The following is a 19,852-nucleotide window of genomic DNA, read 5'->3' as shown; positions in this document are numbered from 1 at the left end:
GAATCGATTGTCCTGTGTTATCGTTAGGGTAATAGGGTGGCGCGGGAAGAATCGCTGCCCACGGGGCGAAGCGAAGGCATGGGGACGACTGAATGATCGGGCGGAGAGATCTCCGAAAGGGTGACGCGCAGCCGGAGGCAACTCCGAAGGGCTTCGATGCCTACGATCTGCGCCTCGGCGACGTGATGCGCGGCGAGCGCGCCACGCTCGGCAAATCTCTCCTCGACGTTCAGCGCGAACTCAAGATCAAGGCCGCCTACATCTCCGCCATCGAAAACTGCGATCCCTCCGGCTTCGAAACGCCGGGCTTCGTGGCCGGCTACGTGCGCTCCTACGCCCGCTACCTCGGGCTGGATCCGGACTGGGCCTACAGCACCTTCTGCGCGGAGAGCGATTTCCAGATCGTGGACGGGCTCGGCTCCAAGGATGGCTACAAGTCGGCCTCCAAGCGCAAACAGCCCGCCGACAAGGGCAGCGGCTTCCGCAACACCAACGATCTCTTCGCCAACCCGGCCACGCCCTTCGTGCCGCGCAATCAGGCGATGTTCAGCGGGATCGAGCCGGGAGCCATCGGTTCCATCCTCGTGCTGCTCTGCCTGCTGGCGGGCATCGGCTACGGCGGCTGGTTCGTGCTTCAGGAGGTCCAGAAGGTTCAATTCGCCCCGGTGGAGCAATCGCCCGGCCTGATCTCAGAGGTGGATCCGCTGGCGGAGTCGCCCATCGACGTGGCCGAAGTCGGCGCCGCACCGGGCTTCACGCCGCCGTCGGCGGAGGCGCTGGATCGCCTCTACCGCCCGCAGGCGCTGGAGGTGCCCGTGCTCGAAGCGCGTGATGGCCCGATCGCCGCTGTTGATCCGGCCAGTTTCGGCGTGCTCGCACCCATGACCCTGCCCGAGGAGGCACCGGTGGCCGTTGCCGAGGCCGCGAGCCAGGCCGAGGCCATCGAATCCGCCCTCGTGAAGGTGGTGGAGGACGAAGCGCCCGAAGTGGTGATGTTCGCCGTGCGCCCGGCCTGGGTGCGCGTGCGCGCCGCCGACGGCACCGTCCTTTTCGAAAAGATCCTCGACGCGGGCGAGGAATACGTCCTGCCCGCCACCGAGGAAGCCCCGCGCCTGCGCGCGGGCAACTCCGGCAGCGTCTATTTCCGCGTGAACGGCGAAACCTACGGCCCGGCGGGGCAGGGCACCTCGGTGGCCAAGCAGGTGGCGCTTTCGGCGGAGGCGCTGAAGGAGACCTACCAGGTGGCCGATCTGGAGCGGGATCGGGATCTCGCGCGCATCGTGGCCGAGCTGGAAGCCGCGCCGGCCGCTCCGGTGGCGCCTGCGTCGGAATAGCCCCGCGCGCATTGCCCCCGTTGCCTACGGGCGGGCGCTCCTCTATCTAGTCAGGGAAACCGCAGCCGATTGCAGGGGGTGGGCATGTCGCTCAACCATGTGCGCCCGTGGCGCAACATCTACCGCCGGAAATCCCGTCAGATCCATGTCGGCACTGTGCCCGTGGGCGGCGATGCGCCGATCGCGGTGCAGACGATGACGAACACCGACACCTCCGACGCCGCCGCCACCATCAAGCAGGTTCTGGCCTGCGCCGAGGTGGGGGCCGATATCGTCCGGGTGTCCACGCCGGATCAGGACAGCACCCGCGCACTGCGCGAGATCGTGAAGGAAAGCCCGGTTCCGATCGTGGCCGACATCCACTTCCACTACAAACGTGCCATCGAAGCCGCCGAGGCCGGCGCCGCCTGCCTGCGCATCAACCCCGGCAACATCGGTGATGAGTCCCGCGTGAAGGAAGTGATCCGGGCCGCGAAGGATCACGGTTGCTCCATCCGCATCGGCGTCAACGCCGGCTCGCTTGAGAAGCACCTGCTGGAAAAATACGGCGAACCTTGCCCGGAAGCCATGGTGGAAAGCGGGCTTGAGCATATCAAGATACTGGAAGACAACGATTTTCACGAATTCAAGATCTCGGTGAAAGCCTCCGACGTCTTCCTCTCCGCAGCCGCCTACCAGGCGCTGGCCGAGGCCACAGATGCGCCGATCCACCTCGGCATCACCGAGGCCGGGGGCCTGATGTCGGGCACGATCAAATCCGCCATCGGGCTCGGGAACCTGCTGTGGATGGGCATCGGCGACACGCTCCGCGTCTCGCTTTCGGCCGATCCGGTGGAAGAGGTGAAGGTCGGCTACGACATCCTCAAATCGCTCGGCCTGCGCCACCGGGGCGTCAACATCATCTCCTGCCCCTCCTGCGCGCGGCAGGGCTTCGACGTGATCAAGACGGTCGAAAAGCTCGAAAAGCGGCTCGAACACATCAAGACGCCCATGAGCCTGTCGATCATCGGCTGCGTGGTGAACGGCCCCGGCGAAGCGCTGATGACGGACATCGGCTTCACCGGTGGCGGTGCCGGCTCGGGAATGGTCTATCTCGCGGGCAAGCAGAGCCACAAGCTCAGCAACGACGAGATGGTGGATCACATCGTCGAACAGGTGGAGAAGCGCGCCGCCGAGATCGAGGCGCAGGAGGCGGCGGCTGCGGCGGCGGAATAGGCCGCGCAAAGCTTTTTGCCAGGGCCGGATCGCGTGTTAAGCAGGCGGTGATACGCCTGCAACCGGATCCGCCATGCCCTTCGACAGTCGATCTTCCCGCACCGCCGATTTTCCCCCGCCGCGCTATCGCCTCCATGCGCTGCCGCTGCTGCTGGCCACGGCCTGCTTCTGCGCCGCCCTGACGCCTTCGCTGGTGCCGCGCGATCCGGTGCTGCAGGGGCTTCTGGGCGGGATCGTCGCGGTGATCGGTTACGAAATCGGCAATCAGATCAGGCGGTTGTGGAACTTTCTTGAACTGCCGCATCTCGGCGCGGGCGCGGCCCTTCTGGTACGGCGTGCGGCCTACGGGCTGTGCCTGATCGCGATTCTCTATTGCCTCTATCGCGCCGCGGACTGGCAGAACGCGACCCGTGCGGTGATGGAGCTTGAGCCGGTGCGCACGGGCCACCCCCTCACGGTGGCGGGCTTCGGGCTTGGCAGCTTCCTGCTGCTCTGGGGGCTGTGTCGCCTTCTGGGCGCGGCTTTCGACGTGCTCCAGCGGCTGCTGCGCGCGGTTGTTCCGCCAAGGGTGGGGGCGGTCCTGACGCTGCTTCTGCTGGGCTATCTCGTCTGGTCCGTCACCTCGGGCGTGCTGGTCGCGCGGGCCTTCCAGGCGGCGGATGCCTCGTTCGAAGCCGCCGACCTGCTGATCGAGCCGAGCACGCCGCAACCGACCGATCCGGGCAAGACGGGCAGTGCCGCTTCGCTGCTGAACTGGGAAGAACTCGGTCGGCGCGGGCGCGAGTTCGTCGCCACCGCGCCCACCGCGGAAGAGATCGCCGCCTTCACCGGGGGCCCCGCGCTGGAGCCGGTGCGCGTCTACGTGGGCCGGCGGGCCGCCGACACCGCGCAGGCGCGGGCCGAGATCGCCCTGCGGGAACTGATCCGGCAGGGCGGGTTCGACCGCTCGACGCTGGTCGTCATGGTGCCCACGGGCACGGGCTGGATGGATCCGGGCGCCCATGACACGCTGGATTTCATGCTCGGCGGGGACGTGGCCACCGTTTCGGTGCAATACTCCTACCTCACGAGCGCGCTCTCGCTGCTCAGCAACCCGGAATACGGGGTGGATCAGGCCCGTGCCCTGTTCGAAACGATCTACGATTACTGGACCGGGCTTCCGAAGGACAGCCGACCGCGCTTCTACGTGCACGGGCTCAGCCAGGGGGCGTTCAACTCGCAGTCCACGCTGCCCATTCTCGATCTGCTGGCCGATCCGATCGACGGCGCGCTCTGGGCCGGCTCGCCCTTCCTGAGCCCGCTGTGGCAGTTCGTGCGCGATGACCGGGTGCCCGGCAGCCCGGCCTGGCGCCCCACCTTCGGCAATTCCTCCCTCGTGCGGGTGATGACGCAGAACGGGGCGATGAACGAGATCGACGCCCCCTGGGGGCCGATGCGCTTCGTGTTCCTGCATTACGGCTCCGATCCGATCGTGGCCTTCAGCTTCCGCACCGCCTACGAGAAGCCCGACTGGATGAACGCGCCGCGCGCGCCCGACGTTGCGCCGGAATTCCGCTGGTATCCGCTGGTGACGATGTTCCAGCTGGCGCTGGACATGGCGATCGCGCTGGACGTGGAGGGTTACGGCCATCTCTATATCGCCCGCGACTACGTGGACGCCTGGGCCGAGCTCCTTGCGCCGGAAGGCTGGACGGACGGGCGCGCGGATGCGCTGAAGGCGCTGATGGCGGCGCGGGGCTCTGCCCTCTGATGCGGCGTGGGCGCGGGCTGTGGATCGGGGTGGGGGTGGCGTTGCTGCTGGTGCTGCTGCTCGCGGCCAATTCCCTTCGCACGGTGTTCGGCCTTTCGGCGGTGGACCATACGCCGGAAGAGCTATCGGCCCTTCTGAGCCCCTACTACCGGATCACCCGGCCCGATCCCGCTCGTTTCGCGCCGCCCCATCCTACGGCGCTGCTGGCCTCGGGCTGTGATGGGCCGAAGGACAACCTGGAGGCCGCCGCGCGCGATCTGGCCGCCGCCGGGTGGGCCTCGGTGCAGGTGGACAGCCACGGCCCCCGCGGGCTGCTCACCGCCGAGGTTTGGCGCCTCGTCTGCGCCGGGCAACTGCTCAACGGCAGCGAGCGCGCGGCGGATCTGGCGGTGGCGCTGGACGACGTGCGGCGGATGGACTTCGCCGATCCCGGGCGCATCGCGCTGATCGGGGCCTCCCACGGCGGCTGGGCCATTCTGGAGCTCCTGGCCTTTCACGGGATCGACAAGGTGCCGGGGCCGCTCACGCGCTGGCCCGACAGCATCGCTGCGGAGGGGCTTGCCGGCGTCAACGCCGCCGTGCTGGCCTATCCCTACTGCGGCCCCGTCAGCCGGGTGGCGCTGGAGGGCTGGCAGGCGGACATTCCCGTGCGGATGCTGCTCGTGAAGGATGACGCCATCGTGGATGAAACCGACTGCCTCGAACTGGCCGCCCGGATGCAGGCACGGGGGCGCGAGGTGCGGGTGGAGGAATTCACCGGTGTCACCCACGGGTTCGATCAGCGGGAAAAATCGGCCCTTTCCACGCTCACCTTCGATGCCGAGGCCGCCGAAAGGGCGCGCCGGCTTTCGCTCGATTTCCTGGCCGAAACGCAGTCCAGAAGGCAGCCCTGAAACGCGAAAGCGCCCGCCGAGGGGCGGGCGCCTGCAGGCCGGACAGCGGCGGGCCTGTTACTGGGTGCGGATCTCTTTCACCACTTCGCGCATCGCGTCGAGCGGCAGGTAGCCGCGCAGCATGGTGTCGCCCAGCACGAAGCCGGGCGTGCCCGAGATGTTCAGCCGCGCGGCGAGCGCGCGGTTTTCGGCGATCACGGAGGAGACGTCATCGCTGTCCATATGCGCCTTCACGGCCTCCACGTCGATGCCGGCGGCGCGGCCGATCTTGGCCAGCGAGCCTTCGCTGACCTGCCCGCGCATCGTCATCAGATCGTCGTGCACGGCTTTGTAGGCCGCATCGCCTTCAAGCTGGAGCGTGGCGATGGCGAAGCGGGCGGCCATTTCGCTCTCTTCGCCGAGGATCGGGAACTCCTTCACGATGAAGCGGATGTTGCCGTCGGATTCGAGCAGGGCCTCGACTTCCTCGAAAGCCTTTTTGCAGTAGCCGCAGCGGTAGTCCATGAATTCCACGAGCACGACGTCGCCTTCGGGGTTGCCGCCCACCCAGCTGTTTTCATCCTCGAAGAGGGCGGTGGCGTTCGTCTGGATCAGCTGCTGATCGCCCGTGGCCTGCGCCTCGGCCTGCTGCTTCTCCAGCACGGCGATGACTTCCAGCAGAAGTTCCGGGTTTTCCAGCAGGTAGCTGCGCACTTCCTCGCGGAAGGCACCGCGCTCGGCGTCTGACATGGCGGAGATGTCGAAGGCCGCGGCCGGGGAGGAGGCGAGGGCCGCAAGGGCGGCTCCGGCAAGGAGGAGGCGTTTCATCGGGTCAGTTCCTTTTCGCTTTCGCTGCGAGTTCGCTTGCTCGTATCACATCCTGCGCCCGGTTCCAGCCCGAGGTGCCGCGCGGCAGCAGACCGGCGGCGCGGGTGGCGTGGGTGCCGGCATCGCGCATCCGCCCGCTCAGGGCATAGCGTTCGGCGGTGGCCAGCGAAGCCATGCCGTTGTTGCCCGCGCGGGCGTAGGCCACGGCCAGATCGCGCAGCATCCGGGGATCCTGGCTGTCGCGGCTGCGGGCCTTTTCCAGCACCTGCAGGGCTTTGCGGTTGCTCTCGGCGGTGTTCTGCGCCAGCAGCGCCCGCCCGTAGCCCGCGAGGATCAGCGGCTGGTCCGGCGCAAGGTTGACGGCCTGGGCATAGGCCTGCGCCGCCGCTGCGGCTTCGCCGTTTTCCAGCAGGATCTGGCCCTTCAACTCGCGGTAGTAGGGATCCTTCGGGCGCTTGGCGATCAGCGCGTCGATGTTGGCATAGGCCAGTTTCCGGTTGGGCATGCGGTGGTAGGCCACGGCCTTCGTCAGCAGGGCGATCTCGGAGGTATCGCTTTTCTTCACCCGGCGCAGCACGCTGTTGGGATTGCGCAGGAAGCCCTGCATCTTGGCCTGCGTGCGCGCAAACCAGTAGGCCGAGGCCGCATCGTTGCCTTCGCGCGGTTTCGCGCTCGCCGCGTAGCCGCGCACGGCGCGCAGGCGATCCGTCGTCAGCGGGTGGGAGGAGGCCCAGGGGTCGCGCCGACCGGAAGACAGCGCCTCCTGCCCGCGGAAGATGTTGAGCACCTCGACCATGGCGTTCGGATCCACGCCGGCGGCGGCCATGAAGCGCAGGGCGCTCTGATCGGCCGAGGCCTCTTCGGCGCGGGTGTGCTTGAGAAAGACGCGCAGCGCGCTCTGCTGGCTGCCCATCGCGATCCCGGCGGCGGCATCGGGGGCGCCGGCGGCGGCGGCGGCGGCCGAAAGCAGCAGCCCCATCATCCCGGCGGAGCGGGCCGCGCCGAGGTTCAGCGCGCGCTGGGTCAGGTGGCCGTTGGCGATATGGGCCAGCTCGTGGGCGATCACCGCCTGAAGCTGCGCGGGCTCCTTCATGCGCATGATCAGCCCGGAGTGCAGGAAGACGTGGCGGGAATCGATCACGAAGGCATTCAGCGAGGAATCGTTGATCACCATGATGCGCACGCGCGAGGGGCTCAGCCCGGCGGCGGTGATCAGCGGGCGCGCGAGTTCCTTGAGCGAGCGCTCGATCTCGGCATCCCGGATCAGCGATTGTGCCCGTGCGCCACTCGGCGCGAAGGCGAGCAGGCAGACAAGCAGCCCCGCGAAGAAGCGGGTGAGATGCGCGGTAGATGTCATGCCTGCCATTGACCTCCCGCCCGGGCGCTGTGAAAACCCGGACATCGGGCAGTATGGAGCGAAAGATGAAGAGTTCAAGCCGAAGCCAGGTCGATCCCTTCATTGTGATGGACGTGATGGAAGCCGCGCGCAAAGCCGAGGACGCGGGGCGCCACATCATCCACATGGAAGTGGGGCAACCGGGCACGCCCGCCCCTGAAGGCGCGCGTGCGGCACTGGCCGAGGGCATGGAGGGCGATGCGCTCGGATACACCGTGGCTCTCGGCCTGCCCGAATTGCGTGCCGGCATCGCGCGGCTCTATCGGCAGTGGTATGGCGTCGATCTCGATCCGGCGCGCGTGGTGGTGACTTCGGGCTCCTCGGGCGCCTTCCTGCTGGCTTTCACGGCGCTTTTTGACGCGGGCGATCGCGTCGGGCTGGGGCTGCCGGGCTACCCGAGCTACCGCCAGATCCTCAAGGCGCTTTCGCTGGAGGCGGTCGGCCTCCAGACGGCGCCGGAAAACCGTTTCCAGCCGGTGCCGGGCGATCTCGAAGGGCAGGGGCTCGACGGGCTGATCGTCGCCTCCCCGGCCAACCCTTCGGGCACGATGCTGGGCAAGCAGGCACTCGCCGATCTGATCGGGGCCTGCCGCGAGCAGGGGATCTCCTTCGTGTCCGACGAAATCTACCACGGCATCCAGTATGGCGAGCGGGCGGTCTCGGCGCTGGAGATCACCGATGATGTCTACGTCATCAACTCCTTCTCCAAGTATTTCTCGATGACGGGCTGGCGCGTGGGCTGGATGGTGGTGCCCGAGGATCACGTGCGCACGGTGGAGCGGCTGGCACAGAACATGTTCATCTGCGCGCCGCACGCCTCGCAGGTGGCCGCGCTCGGCGCGCTGGATAGCCACGCGGAACTTGAAGCCAACATGGCCGTCTATACCGCCAACCGCGCGCTGATGGTGGACGGGCTGAAGGCAGCGGGCTTCACCCGTTTCGCGCCGCCGGACGGGGCTTTCTACATCTACGCCGACGTGAGCGATTTCACCGACGACAGCCTCGCCTTCTGCGAGGAGATCCTGCGCGAGGCGGGGGTGGCTGTGACGCCGGGTCTGGATTTCGACCCCGAGCGCGGCGCCCGCTGGATCCGCTTCTCCTACGCGCGGGCCACCGAGGACATCCGCGAAGGCCTCGCGCGGCTTCAGGCTTACATGGCGCGCCGCGCGGCGCTATGATCGCGCCAAGGGCAAGACAAACCGCACGGGCAGGGCAGATGCTTCGGGCAGCACTTCGGATACTCCTCGTCGGCCTGCTGGCCTGCGCCCCCCAGTCGGGGGCGCTGCGCGCGCAGGAGTTCAGCGCGCTGGCGCGGCTGGAGGCCGCGCGCAGTGGCGTGGCGGATGCACGCGGCGGCGGCATCGAGGCGAAGCTGCTCCTGAGCCAGCCGGTGCCCTACCGGGTCTTCACGCTGGATGAACCGCGTCGGGTGGTGCTGGATTTCCGCGAGGTGGATTTCAGCGGGATCACGCCGGACGACCTACTGAGCGGCAGCAACGCCACCGGGCTGCGCTTCGGTGTGTTCCGGCCGGGCTGGTCGCGCATGGTGATCGATCTCGCCGGGCCGCAGGCGGTGGTGGAGGCCGGGATGCGCACCGATCCGGCCACGGGGCGCGCGGCCATCACCCTGCGCACCGAAGCCGTGGACGCCGAAACCTACGCCGCGCAGGCCGGCCCGCCGCCGGGCGCGGGCTGGGAGCGCCCGCAACCGGCCGATGTGCCGCCGCTGGTGCGCCGGCAGGACGGCAGCCGCCCCCTGCGCGTGGTGCTCGATCCGGGCCACGGCGGCATCGATCCGGGGGCGGAACGCGGCGGCCACAAGGAAGCCGACCTGATGCTCACCTTCGCGCGCGAACTGAAGGAAAAGCTCCTTCGGGCAGGGGGTTACGAGGTTCTTCTCACGCGGGAAGAGGATGTCTTCGTGCCGCTGGAAACCCGCGTCTCCATAGCGCGGGCCTTCGGGGCGGACGTGTTCCTTTCGCTCCACGCCGATGCGCTGGCGGAGGGCCGCGCCACCGGGACGACGCTCTACACGCTGTCCGACCGCGCCTCGGACCGCGCCTCGGCGCTGCTGGCCGAACGCCACGATCGCGACCAGCTTCTCGCCGGCGTGGACCTGACCGAACAGGACGACGTGATCGCCATCGTGCTGATGGAAATGGTGCGCCGCGATACCATGCCGCGCGCCGACAAGCTCGCCTCCGCGCTGCTGGACGGGCTGAAGGCCAACGAGATCACCCTCTACAAGAAGCCCAAGCTCTCGGCCGGCTTCTCGGTGCTGAAATCGCCCGACATCCCCTCGGTGCTGATCGAACTGGGCTTTCTCTCCAATCCCAGCGATCTGGATCGCCTGCAGGACGCCGCCTGGCGCGACCGCGCGGCGGGCGCCATCCTCGACGGGCTGAAGGCATGGGCGGCGGCCGATGCCGCCGAGGCGCGGCTGCTGCGGAAGTGATCGGCCCAGAGTGATAGGCCCGGCGTGATCGGCCCGGCGCCCGCGCGGCTAGCTGCCGCGACGGCGCGCCAGCCAGACGGAATGGCCGTTGCAGGCCGGATCTTCCGCCATGAAGAGAAGCGGCTCGAACCCCTCGGCCTCCATGCAGGCGCGGTAGGCGTCCGGCGATAGGCTTGCATGATAGAGCGCGCGGCCGTCCATCTCGCCCATGGCCAGGCCCTGGCCCGGCCCGCAGGTGAACATCAGGACGGCCCCCGGCGCGGCATGGGCTTTGAGGACGGCGAACATGGCGGCCTGATCCTCGGGCGTGAGGTGAAAGAGGCTGTTCCACGCGAGCAGCCCGGAGAACCGCCGGCCCAGGGCGAGGCGGCGCATGTCGGCGTGACGGGCCTCCGATCCGGGCAGTGTTTCACGGAAAGCGGCCACCATCGCGGCGCTGCCGTCCACCCCCGTCACGGCGCAGCCCGCCTGCGTGAGGTAGGAGGCCACCGGCGCGCCGAAACCGCAGCCCATGTCAAGCACGTCGCGTGGGGCGGGCAGGGCGCGCAGGAAGCGGTCGAGCCAGATCCTCTCGAACAGGGTGCGCCCGCGATGTTCTTGAAAATAGGCGGATCTATCCTCGTAGAGCGGCAGGATGTCCCGCGCGGCGGCGGCCGCGCGCGCGGCCTCGTCTGCTCCCGTCATCGTGACCTCCGGGCCTGATATTAGCCGTGGGCGGCGCGCCGCCCGCTTGATAGGATGCCACCCGGGCGCTTGGGATCAAGCGGGAAACAGCCGAAAGGCCGCTACGGCGCTTTTGACGCTGCGCAAAGCCTCCCATATACACGCGTCAGAACAGAGAACTTCGGGAGCAGTGCCTTGATCCGGGCTATTCTTTCCTTCTTCGGCGGCATCTTCAGCCTGCTCACCATCGGGGCGGTTGCCGTCGCGCTGACCATCGGCGCGATCTTCTGGATCTACGGGCGCGATCTGCCCAACCACGAGCAACTGGCGCAATACACGCCGAAGACCATCTCGCGGATCTACTCGGGCGAGGGGCGCATCATCGACGAATTCGCCCGCGAACGCCGCCTCTTCGCCCCCAGCGAGGAAATCCCCGATCTCGTGAAACAGGCCTTCATCTCGGCCGAAGACAAGAATTTCTACACCCACAAGGGCTACGATCCGCTCGGCATGGTCAAGGCCGGGCTGGACGCGCTGCAGGGCGGCCGCCTGCGCGGCGCCTCCACCATCACCCAGCAGGTGATGAAGAACTTCCTTCTGTCCTCGGACCGCTCGGCGGAGCGCAAGATCAAGGAACTCATCCTCGCCTCCCGGCTGGAGGAGACGCTCTCCAAGGACAAGATCCTCGAGCTTTACCTGAACGAGATCTTCCTCGGGCAGAACAGCTTCGGCGTTGCCGCCGCGGCCCAGACCTATTTCAACAAGTCGCTTGAAGAGCTCAACGCGCAGGAAGCGGCCTATCTCGCCGCGCTGCCCAAGGCGCCTTCGAACTACCACCCGGTGCGCGATACCGAGGCCGCCATCGAGCGGCGCAATTTCGTGCTGCGGGAGATGAACGAGAACGGCTATCTCACCGACGCCGAATACGAAGAGGCCCGTAACGCGCCGCTGGACACGGTGCAGGGCGGCCAGATCCCGAGCTTCCGCTCGGCGCTGCCGCCGCGCGACTATTTCACCGACGAGATCCGCCGCCAGCTCAGCCGCGACTTCGGCGAGGAGGAGTTCTTCTCCGGCGGCCTCGCGATCCGCGCCACCATCGACCGCGAGATGCAGGACGAGGCCGCCGCGGCCCTGCGCAAGGGGCTGGAGACATACGATCGCGGCCTCGGCATCTGGCGCGGCACAGGTGAGCGGATCGACCCGGCGCTGCTGGGCAGCGAAGAAAGCTGGCGCGAGGCGCTCGCCGGGGTGGAGGTCGCGCGCGACATCGCGGGCTGGTATCCTGCCGTTGTGCTGGAGGTCGGCTCCACCCACGCGCGGATCGGCATCGAGGGCGTGGAAGAGGATTCCGACGGCCACTGGATCCCCCCCGAGGACGTGACCTGGGCGCGCAAGCGCCGCAGCGACGGCACGCTCGGCCCCAAGGCCAAGGTGGCGGGGGATCTGCTCGAAGTGGGCGAGGTCGTCCATGTGCGGGCGATGACGCGCGACGATGACGGCGCGTTCATCCGTTGGACCCTGCGGCAGGTGCCGGAGGTGCAGGGCGGATTCATGGCGATGGACGTGAACAGCGGCCGGGTGATCGCGATGCAGGGCGGCTTCTCCTACCAGCATTCGGTGTTCAACCGCGCCACCCAGGCCACGCGGCAGCCGGGTTCTTCCTTCAAGCCCTTCGTCTACGCCGCGGCGCTGGATTCGGGCTACTCCCCGGCGACGATCGTGATCGACGCCCCGATCGAGATCTATTCCGGCAACGAGGTCTGGCGCCCGAAGAACGCCTCCAACAAGTTCTACGGCCCGACGCCGCTGCGCACCGGGATCGAACGCTCCCGGAACCTGATGACGGTGCGGCTTGCGCAGGAGGTGGGCATGGAGACCGTGGCCGCCTATGCCGAACGCTTCGGCGTCTATGATCGCATGGGCACCTACCTGCCCAACGCGCTCGGCTCCGAGGAGACGACCCTCTACAAGATGGTCGCGGCCTACGCGATGTTTGCCAACGGCGGTGAGCGCGTGGAGCCCACGCTGGTGGACCGGGTGCAGGATCGCTGGGGCAGGGCGGTCTACCGCCACGACCAGCGCAAGTGCGAGGATTGCCAGCTCGCGTCGCTGGAGCCGGGCGTGGGCCCGCGCATCGTCTCCAACCGCGAACGCGTGATGAACGCCGTCACCGCCTACCAGCTCACCTCGATGATGCAGGGCGTGGTGGAGCGCGGCACCGCCGCGGGCCGCGTGAACGTGGGTGTTCCGGTGGCCGGCAAGACGGGCACCACCAACGACGCCAAGGACGTGTGGTTCGTCGGTTTCACCTCCAACATCGTGGCCGGCTGCTACATCGGCTACGACCAGCCCAAGCCGCTGGGGCGGGGGGCCGGCGGCGGCAGCATGTGCGCGCCCGTGTTCAACGATTTCATGAAGGAAGCGGTGAAGAAATACGGCGGCGGGCCGTTCCGCGTTCCGCCCGGCGGCCATTTCATCAAGATCGACCGCTACACCGGCGCCCGCCTTCCGGACGACGCCGTGGGCGAGCACGTGGTGGCGGAATACTTCCGCGACGGTTTCGAGCCGGTCTTCGGCGTGGCCTACGACGGCGGTTTCGCCATGGGCTCGAACCTGCCGCTCTACTCGCGCGGCGAGGACAGCCAGTCCCAGGAGATCACCACCTCGACCGGCGAGAAGAAGACGATCGGCGGCAAGGCCAGCTTCGGCACGCTGTCGTCGGGCGGGCTCTACTGATCTTGCCGGCCTGCGCGCAGGTTGCTATCACCCCGGCCTGAAACACCCTTCCGTTAGCAAGGAATCCCCATGCGCGCTGAAACGCAGAACATCGTCGACGCCATCGAGAAATCGCTGGAGCTGCTGCGCCAGCGCATGGACTGGGAGACCGCGGCCCACCGGCTGGAGGAGTTCAACGCCCGCACCGAGGATCCCGATCTCTGGAACGATCCGGCCAAGGCGCAGGGGCTGATGCGCGAGCGCCAGCTGCTGGTGGACAAGATCGAAACGGTCAAATCGATCCAGCAGGAGCTGTCCGACAACATCGAGCTGATCGAACTGGGCGAGATGGAAGGCGATGACGACGTGGTGGCGGAGGCCGAGGCCGCCCTTGCCGCGCTCAAGGAGAAGGCCGCCAAGAAGGAGCTCGAAGCGCTTCTGAACGGCGAGACCGATCCCAACGACGCCTTCCTCGAAATCAAGGCCGGCGCCGGGGGTACCGAGGCCTGCGACTGGGCCGCGATGCTGGCGCGGATGTATGTCCGCTGGGCCGAGAAGCGCGGCTTCGAGGTGGAGCTGCAGGAAGAGCAGCCCGGCGCCGAGGCCGGGATCAAATCGGTGACCTACCAGATCAAGGGCCACAATGCCTACGGCTGGCTGAAGAGCGAAAGCGGCACCCACCGGCTGGTGCGCATCTCGCCCTTCGGCAAGGGCACCCGCGAGACCTCCTTCGCCGCCGTGGGCGCCTACCCGGTGATCGACGACAACATCGAGGTCGAGGTGAACCCCGCCGACATCCGGATCGACACCTTCCGCTCCTCCGGCGCCGGTGGCCAGCACGTGAACACCACCGATTCCGCCGTGCGGATCACCCACATCCCCACCGGGATCGTGGTGACCTCCTCCGAGAAATCCCAGCACCAGAACCGCGACATCGCCATGAAGGCGCTGAAATCGCGGCTCTACCAGATGGAGTTGGACCGCCGCAACGCCGAGGTGAACGCCCTGCACGAGGCCAAGGGCGATGCGGGCTGGGGCAACCAGATCCGCTCCTACGTGCTGCAGCCCTACCAGATGGTGAAGGACCTGCGCACCAACTACGAAACCGCCGACACCAAGGGCGTGCTCGACGGCGATCTGGATGCCTTCATGGCCGCCACGCTCGCGATGGATCTGGCCGGCAAGAGCCGGGCCGACGCCCAGGCCGAAGATTGATCCGGGCCGAGGATTGATCCGGGCTGAGGGCTTGAGATCGGGAAGCGGCTGAAACGGGCCGCGCGCGGGATTGAGCCGGGCGCGGGGCTTGGCTAACCTCTGCCACGAGGCAAGGAGGAGGAAGCCCCCAGATGCAGCACGCAGCCGTTCCCGAGCAGGCCAGCGACATCCCCGATTTCAAGCGCGTCACCCCGGCCATGATCCGCGAGGCCCTCGCGAGGGGCTGGGCGGATTTCCGCAAGGCCCCCGCCTTCGGGCTGTTCTTCGGCTCCTTCTACACGCTGGGCGGGCTTCTGATGTGGTGGATCACCACCGCCACCGGGCAGAGCTACTGGCTTGGGCTCGCCGCCTTCGGCTTTCCGCTGATCGGCCCCTTCGCGGCCGTGGGGCTCTACGAGGTCAGCCGCCGGCTGGAAAGCGGCGCGGCCCTGAACTGGGGCGAGATCCTGGGCGTCGTCTTCAACCAGCGCAACCGGCAGATCCCTTCGATCTGCGTGACGATCATCATGATCTTCCTGTTCTGGTTCTTCATCGCCCACATGATCTTTGCCCTGTTCCTCGGCAAGATGACGCTGGTCAACGTCTCCAGTTCCTACGATCTCTACCTCACCACCGAGGGGCTCTCGATGCTGCTCTTCGGTTCCGCCGTCGGAGCGGTCTTCGCCTTCGTCACCTTCGCGCTGGTGGTCTTCGGTCTGCCGATGCTGCTGGAGCGCGAGCTGGACGTGATCACGGCGATGGTGACGAGCTTCGGCCAGGTGACGGCGAACCCCGTGTTGATGATCGGCTGGGGTATCGTAATTTCCGCGCTGCTGTTCGTCGGCATGTTCCCCTGGTTCCTAGGGCTTCTGGTGGTGCTGCCGCTTCTGGGTCACGCGAGCTGGCATCTCTACCGCCTCGCCACCGCGCCCTGAGCCACGGGCGCGGCGCGGTGCCACGGCCCGCCGCGCATTGAAGCCCGGCGGCGCTCGCCCTATATCAGCCCGAATTACAAAGCGATGCGGCACCCGAAGCCGGTGTCGCCGGACAAAGGGCATGTTTCATGGCGCACGACTGGGACGACTACAGGTATTTTCTCGCACTTTCCCGCGCATCCTCGACGGTTGAAGCCGCCCGCGCGCTCGACGTGACGCACCAGACGGTCTCCCGCCGCATCGCTGCGCTGGAGAGCCGGCTCAACATGCGGCTGGTGGACCGGGACGGGCTGGCCCTGCGGCTCACGCCGCGGGGGCGCGAACTGGCCGAGCGGGTGGCCGAGATGGAAACGCTGTCGCACTCCATCGCGCAGATGGCCCGCCACGCCAACGAGAAGGTCGAAGGGCGCGTGCGCATCACCACGGCGGACGGGCCGCTGAAGATCATGGTGATGCCGGTGCTCGAAAAGCTGCTCGATGCCTTTCCCGACATCACCCTCGACGTGATCGCCGATTCCGAACTGGTGGACGTGGGCTCGGGCTTCGTGGATTTCGCCATCCGCTACACCGCCAACCCCGACGAAGACCTGATCGGCCAGAAGATCGCGCCGGTGGCGATCATGCCGATCGGCGCCCCCGAGCTGATCGAGCGCTTCGACGCCGGCGCCCGCGGGGAGGGCAAGCAACTGCCGAAGGTGCCCGTGGTGACCTTCCTCAGCAACGGCGACGGCCTGCCGGAGTGGGCGCGGGGGCGGGTGCACACCGACAGCCCCGTGCACCGGGTGAGCAACATCGACGGCGTGATGACCTTCGTGCAGGCGGGGCGGGCCGTGGGCATGATGCCCTGGTTCGTGGCCACCCAGATGGAAGGCGTGCAGCGCAGCCGGGCGGTGGCGACGGCCTTCCCGATCGATCTCTGGCTGCTCACCAATGCCGAGGTGCGCCGCAGCGAGAAACTGCGCACGATCCGCCAGGTGCTGTTCCGCGAGCTTTCTGCATTGGCGCCGGTCGTGTCCGGCGAGGCCAAGGCCGCCTGACCGCCTCCGCCGTGCCGGCGCGCGAAACCGCACCGGAAAAGACGTATCAAAAAAGGCGCCCATGGGCGCCTTTTCTTCGTTTTCGCGATCGGTGCGCGGGTCAGCCCTGGGGCTGCGGGGCCGCCGGCTTCTTCGGAGCGCCGCCGCCGAGCGGATCGTCCTGGCGCTGCACGGAGCCTTCGAAATGGGCGCCGCTTTCGATGGCGATCGTCTTGTGGATGATGTCGCCTTCCACGCGGGCGGTGGAGGTCAGGCGCACTTTCAGGCCGCGCACGCGGCCCACGATGCGGCCGTGCACCACGACGTCATCGGCCACGACCTCGCCCTTCACGGTGGCGGATTCGCCCACGGTCAGGAGGTGGGCGCGGATGTCACCCTCGACGGTGCCTTCCACGTTGATGTCGCCGGTCGTCTTGAGGTTGCCGACGATCGTCAGATCGGACGACAGCGAGGAGGCCGGCGGCTTCGCCTTGGGCGCAACGGCCTTCGCCTCGGGGGCCGGCTTGCTGACCGGAGCTTCCGGGGCTTTGGGCTTGTCGGCCTCTGCGCCGGATTTCGCGCCGGCTTCATTGATCCTGCTTTTAGAAAACATCTCTAGCTGCCTTGATATAGTTCATCGGGTTGACCGCCTTGCCGCCCACACGGACTTCGTAGTGCAGATGGGTGCCGGTGGAACGTCCGGAGTTCCCCATGTCGCCGATGCGATCACCTCGGGAAACCCGTTGGCCCTTAGTCACGCGTATTTTTGACATATGCGCATAGCGGGTTTCAATGCCAAACTCGTGCTGGATCTTCACGAGACGGCCGTAACCGGACTGCCAGCCCGCGTGGATCACCACGCCGTCGGCCGTGGCGTAGATCGGCGTGCCGTAGGAAGCGGCGAAATCGGTGCCGTAATGCATCCGGCCCCAGCGCGGCCCGAAGCCCGAGGTGAAGCGGAAGGCGGATTTCACCGGAACGTCGAAGGGCGCTTTCTGGGCGGCGATGCGGTAGATGTTCATTTCGTCCAGCTTCTGCAGGATCGAGTTGGCGCGCATGCCGTCGGCGGCCTCTGTTTCATCGGTGACGGTGAATTCGAGCGGGGTGAGCGGGCCGCCCTGGCCCGAGTAGCCCCGCCGCACCTGGTCGATGATGCTGTCGACGTTCAGCCCGGCGGACCGGAACATCTTGTCCATCGGGGCGATGGACACGCTCACGGCCTCCTCCAGCGTGGAGAAGATGCGGTCGTTGCGTTCGTCCTTCAGGCGGGATTCCAGCTGCAGTTCGGCGATGTAGTCATCGGCATCGGCCGCGTAGGCCTGCATGTGATCGCGCTCGACGGCGGTTTCGCGCAGCGCTTCGGAGAGGAAGGCCACGGTGTCCTCGACCTCGGACAGCCGCTGGGTTTCGGGCTCCTTGGCCGCGGTCTCGGCCAGCGCAAGCTGAAGCTCCTCGGCGCGGGCGCGGGCCTCGTCGCGTTCGTGAATGGCTTGGCGCAGGGTGGATTGCACCACTTCCAGCCCGGTTTCCAGCTCGCGCCGCTTGTCTTCGCTCTCCAGCAGGCGGGCCTGCATCTCGGAGATTTCCCGGAGCGCGACGCTGAAGCGCGCATGGGCGCTCGCGGCCTCCTGGGCGCGCATGTCGCGCTCGGCGGAAAGCTTGTTGAGCTGGGCTTCGTACATGAACTGATCGCGCTTCACCTGCTCGCGGATGTTGCCCGAACTGAGCGAGTCCATCAGCAGGATGGAGGTGGCCACCAACGTCCAGCTTCCCACCGCGACGATGCCCACGAGGGCGATGGCCTGGGTGCTGGAGCGCAGCCGGATGAAACGCGTTTCGGTGTCGGAGCGCAGGAAGAGCCGCCGTTCGGGCAGCCGCTTTTCCAACGCAAGGTGAAGTTTGTGCAGAAGTGCAGACGCCACTGGTTCGTTTGCCCCTGATTTTGTCCCCGTTGAGACCGGCGCAAGTGTCCCCTCCGCGCTCGGTCGCCGAATGCTTACCGGGGCGTCGGGACCCCTGCAAACCTTTTCGGCAACGGGTGGCGGAGGATGGCGTAAGCCCCGGCAGTTTCGGCGAAAAACCGCCGAAACGGGGTGCCTAGGGTTTGGGCATCGGCGGGGGGGGCGCCGCGCTCCCATGTCTCGTCGGCCAGCGGCCAGTAGAAATCCGGCGGCAGGCCCGCGTCCGCGCGCTTCTCCTCGTTGAACGGAGGCTTCAGCGCGCCGTGGAAATACCGCTGGACGAGCCGGTGGAATTCTTCCTTGGGATCAAGCTCATGGCGGCCGCAGAGAAAGTGGAACCACTTGGAGCCGTAGGCGACATGCCCGACCTCCTCGGCGTAGATCACCTCGAGCGCGGCCACCGCATCCGTGGCGCCGGCCTTGCGGAAGATTTCGATCATGCCCGGCGTCACGTCGAGTCCGCGCGCCTCCAGAACCATCGGAACGACGGCGAGCCGCCCCATCAGATCCTCGGCCGTGTCCTCGGCGGCACGCCACATACCCGCATGGGCCGGCAGCGCGCCGTAGTGGCTGCCGTCTGCTTCAAGACAGTCGCACATCAAGTTGAAATGCTTGGATTCCTCGTCTGCGGCCGCCACCCAGTCATCGTAGAAGCCGATGGGCATGGGCACATCGGTGAAGCGGGCGATGATGTCCCAGTGCAGGTCCACCGCGTTCAGTTCGATATGGGCCACCGCGTGCAGAAGCGCCTGCCGCCCGGCCCGGGTGCCGGGGCGGCGGCGGGGCACGTCGCGCGGTGAAAGCAGTTCGGGCCGCTCCGGGCGGGCCGGCTGCAGGGGCGGCCTTGCGCTGCCGATCGGCATGGGCGTTCCGGCCTTGCGCGCCGCGAACCATGCGGCGGCATGGGCGCGGCTGCGGGCCGTCTTCTCGCGCCCGTCGGCGCAGGTCAGCACGTCGAGCGCGCGTTCGGCGAGGCTGAGATCGTTCACAGTGCCTTCACCGCTTCGAGCACTTCCTCCACGTGGCCCGGCACCTTCACCTTGTTCCACACCTGCCGGATCACGCCTTCGCCGTCGATCAGGAAGGTGGTGCGCACGATGCCGAAGTAGGTCTTTCCATACATCTGCTTCTGCTGCCAGACGCCGTAGGTCTCGCAGACATCGCTCTCGGCATCCGAAAGCAGCGTCACCGAAAGCCCGTGCTTGGCGGCGAATTTCGCGTGTTTGGCCACCGTGTCCTTGGAGACGCCCAGCACCTTCGCGCCCGCAGCCTCGAACTCCGCCTCGGCCTCGGTGAAGCCGACGGCCTGCTTGGTGCAGCCGGAGGTGTCATCCTTGGGGTAGAAGTAGAGAACCACGGGCTTGCCCTGCAGCTGCGAGAGCGTGATTTCGGTGCCGTTTCCGTCGGGGAGGGTGAAGTCCGGTGCTTTTTCGCCGATCTCGGGCATGGGAGGCTCCTGCTACTGGTGTTGCTGCGGCCTATGGTTTTAGTGCAATCCTAGGGAAGATAAAGCACCGC

General features: G+C 67.4%; 17 protein-coding genes. 10 read left to right on the top strand and 7 right to left on the bottom strand.

Annotated elements, in window-relative coordinates:
• The first annotated feature begins 92 nt into the window (after positions 1–92).
• The 4 genes from PSA7680_RS00750 (at position 93) to PSA7680_RS00735 (ending at position 5,192) form a co-directional block, all read left to right on the top strand.
• A complete protein-coding gene (locus PSA7680_RS00750) occupies positions 93–1,334 on the top strand; it encodes a helix-turn-helix domain-containing protein (RefSeq protein WP_085866748.1) in 1,242 nt (413 codons plus the stop codon).
• 84 nt (positions 1,335–1,418) lie between these two features.
• Entirely contained in the window at positions 1,419–2,549 is a 1,131-nt protein-coding gene (gene ispG, locus PSA7680_RS00745) for a flavodoxin-dependent (E)-4-hydroxy-3-methylbut-2-enyl-diphosphate synthase (protein WP_085866747.1), read from the top strand.
• A gap of 73 nt (positions 2,550–2,622) precedes the next feature.
• Positions 2,623–4,299, top strand: a complete 1,677-nt coding sequence (locus tag PSA7680_RS00740) for an alpha/beta hydrolase (protein ID WP_085866746.1) — start codon at positions 2,623–2,625, stop codon at positions 4,297–4,299.
• Positions 4,299–5,192, top strand: a complete 894-nt coding sequence (locus tag PSA7680_RS00735) for a dienelactone hydrolase family protein (protein ID WP_085866745.1) — start codon at positions 4,299–4,301, stop codon at positions 5,190–5,192. Before PSA7680_RS00740 ends, PSA7680_RS00735 begins: the two co-directional genes overlap by 1 nt.
• A gap of 57 nt (positions 5,193–5,249) precedes the next feature.
• Here the strand turns inward: PSA7680_RS00735 and PSA7680_RS00730 are convergent, their stop codons facing one another.
• Positions 5,250–5,999: a DsbA family protein gene (locus PSA7680_RS00730; protein WP_085866744.1), complete on the bottom strand. Its 750-nt coding sequence runs from the start codon at positions 5,997–5,999 to the stop codon at positions 5,250–5,252.
• A gap of 4 nt (positions 6,000–6,003) precedes the next feature.
• Entirely contained in the window at positions 6,004–7,356 is a 1,353-nt protein-coding gene (locus PSA7680_RS00725) for a M48 family metalloprotease (protein WP_245824404.1), read from the bottom strand.
• A gap of 65 nt (positions 7,357–7,421) precedes the next feature.
• On the opposite strand from PSA7680_RS00725, the gene PSA7680_RS00720 reads away from it, so the two are divergent.
• A complete protein-coding gene (locus PSA7680_RS00720; protein ID WP_085866867.1) occupies positions 7,422–8,573 on the top strand; it encodes a pyridoxal phosphate-dependent aminotransferase in 1,152 nt (383 codons plus the stop codon).
• Positions 8,574–8,611: 38 nt separating this feature from the next.
• Positions 8,612–9,850, top strand: a complete 1,239-nt coding sequence (locus PSA7680_RS00715) for an N-acetylmuramoyl-L-alanine amidase (protein ID WP_085866742.1) — start codon at positions 8,612–8,614, stop codon at positions 9,848–9,850.
• Between the two features lie 48 nt (positions 9,851–9,898).
• On the opposite strand, the gene PSA7680_RS00710 is transcribed toward PSA7680_RS00715, so the two are convergent.
• The gene (locus PSA7680_RS00710) at positions 9,899–10,534 is read right to left on the bottom strand and encodes a class I SAM-dependent methyltransferase (RefSeq protein ID WP_085866741.1); all 636 of its coding nucleotides are present in this window, start codon (positions 10,532–10,534) and stop codon (positions 9,899–9,901) included.
• A 174-nt stretch (positions 10,535–10,708) separates the two neighbouring features.
• Here PSA7680_RS00710 and PSA7680_RS00705 point away from each other — a divergent pair, with 174 nt between their 5' ends.
• The 4 genes from PSA7680_RS00705 (at position 10,709) to PSA7680_RS00690 (ending at position 16,394) form a co-directional block, all read left to right on the top strand.
• Complete coding sequence (locus tag PSA7680_RS00705) at positions 10,709–13,249, top strand: penicillin-binding protein 1A (RefSeq protein WP_085866740.1); 2,541 nt, start codon at positions 10,709–10,711, stop codon at positions 13,247–13,249.
• Positions 13,250–13,318: 69 nt separating this feature from the next.
• The gene (gene prfB / locus PSA7680_RS00700) at positions 13,319–14,443 is read left to right on the top strand and encodes a peptide chain release factor 2 (RefSeq protein ID WP_085866739.1); all 1,125 of its coding nucleotides are present in this window, start codon (positions 13,319–13,321) and stop codon (positions 14,441–14,443) included.
• 131 nt (positions 14,444–14,574) lie between these two features.
• Positions 14,575–15,357 carry a DUF2189 domain-containing protein gene (locus PSA7680_RS00695; protein ID WP_085866738.1) on the top strand — a complete coding sequence of 261 codons (783 nt, stop codon included), beginning with the start codon at positions 14,575–14,577 and terminating at the stop codon, positions 15,355–15,357.
• Positions 15,358–15,485: 128 nt separating this feature from the next.
• A complete protein-coding gene (locus PSA7680_RS00690; RefSeq protein ID WP_085866737.1) occupies positions 15,486–16,394 on the top strand; it encodes a LysR family transcriptional regulator in 909 nt (302 codons plus the stop codon).
• Positions 16,395–16,494: 100 nt separating this feature from the next.
• Here the strand turns inward: PSA7680_RS00690 and PSA7680_RS00685 are convergent, their stop codons facing one another.
• The 4 genes from PSA7680_RS00685 to bcp form a co-directional block, all read right to left on the bottom strand.
• On the bottom strand, positions 16,495–16,986 hold the full coding sequence (locus PSA7680_RS00685; protein ID WP_085866736.1) for a bactofilin family protein: 492 nt from the start codon (positions 16,984–16,986) through the stop codon (positions 16,495–16,497).
• Positions 16,976–18,295: a M23 family metallopeptidase gene (locus tag PSA7680_RS00680; protein ID WP_176244049.1), complete on the bottom strand. Its 1,320-nt coding sequence runs from the start codon at positions 18,293–18,295 to the stop codon at positions 16,976–16,978. Before PSA7680_RS00680 ends, PSA7680_RS00685 begins: the two co-directional genes overlap by 11 nt.
• 74 nt (positions 18,296–18,369) lie before the next feature.
• Positions 18,370–19,323: a ferritin-like domain-containing protein gene (locus PSA7680_RS00675; RefSeq protein WP_085866735.1), complete on the bottom strand. Its 954-nt coding sequence runs from the start codon at positions 19,321–19,323 to the stop codon at positions 18,370–18,372.
• Positions 19,320–19,781 (bottom strand): thioredoxin-dependent thiol peroxidase, encoded by a 462-nt coding sequence (gene bcp / locus PSA7680_RS00670; RefSeq protein ID WP_085866734.1) that lies wholly within the window; start codon positions 19,779–19,781, stop codon positions 19,320–19,322. The genes PSA7680_RS00675 and bcp overlap by 4 nt, the downstream gene beginning before the upstream one ends.
• Between the last annotated feature and the right edge of the window lie 71 nt (positions 19,782–19,852).

The organism is Pseudoruegeria aquimaris (assembly GCF_900172235.1).
Lineage (GTDB): Bacteria > Pseudomonadota > Alphaproteobacteria > Rhodobacterales > Rhodobacteraceae > Pseudoruegeria > Pseudoruegeria aquimaris.
The sequence above is the reverse complement of the archived record's forward strand: the minus strand, read 5'-3'. Positions and strand labels throughout refer to the sequence as shown.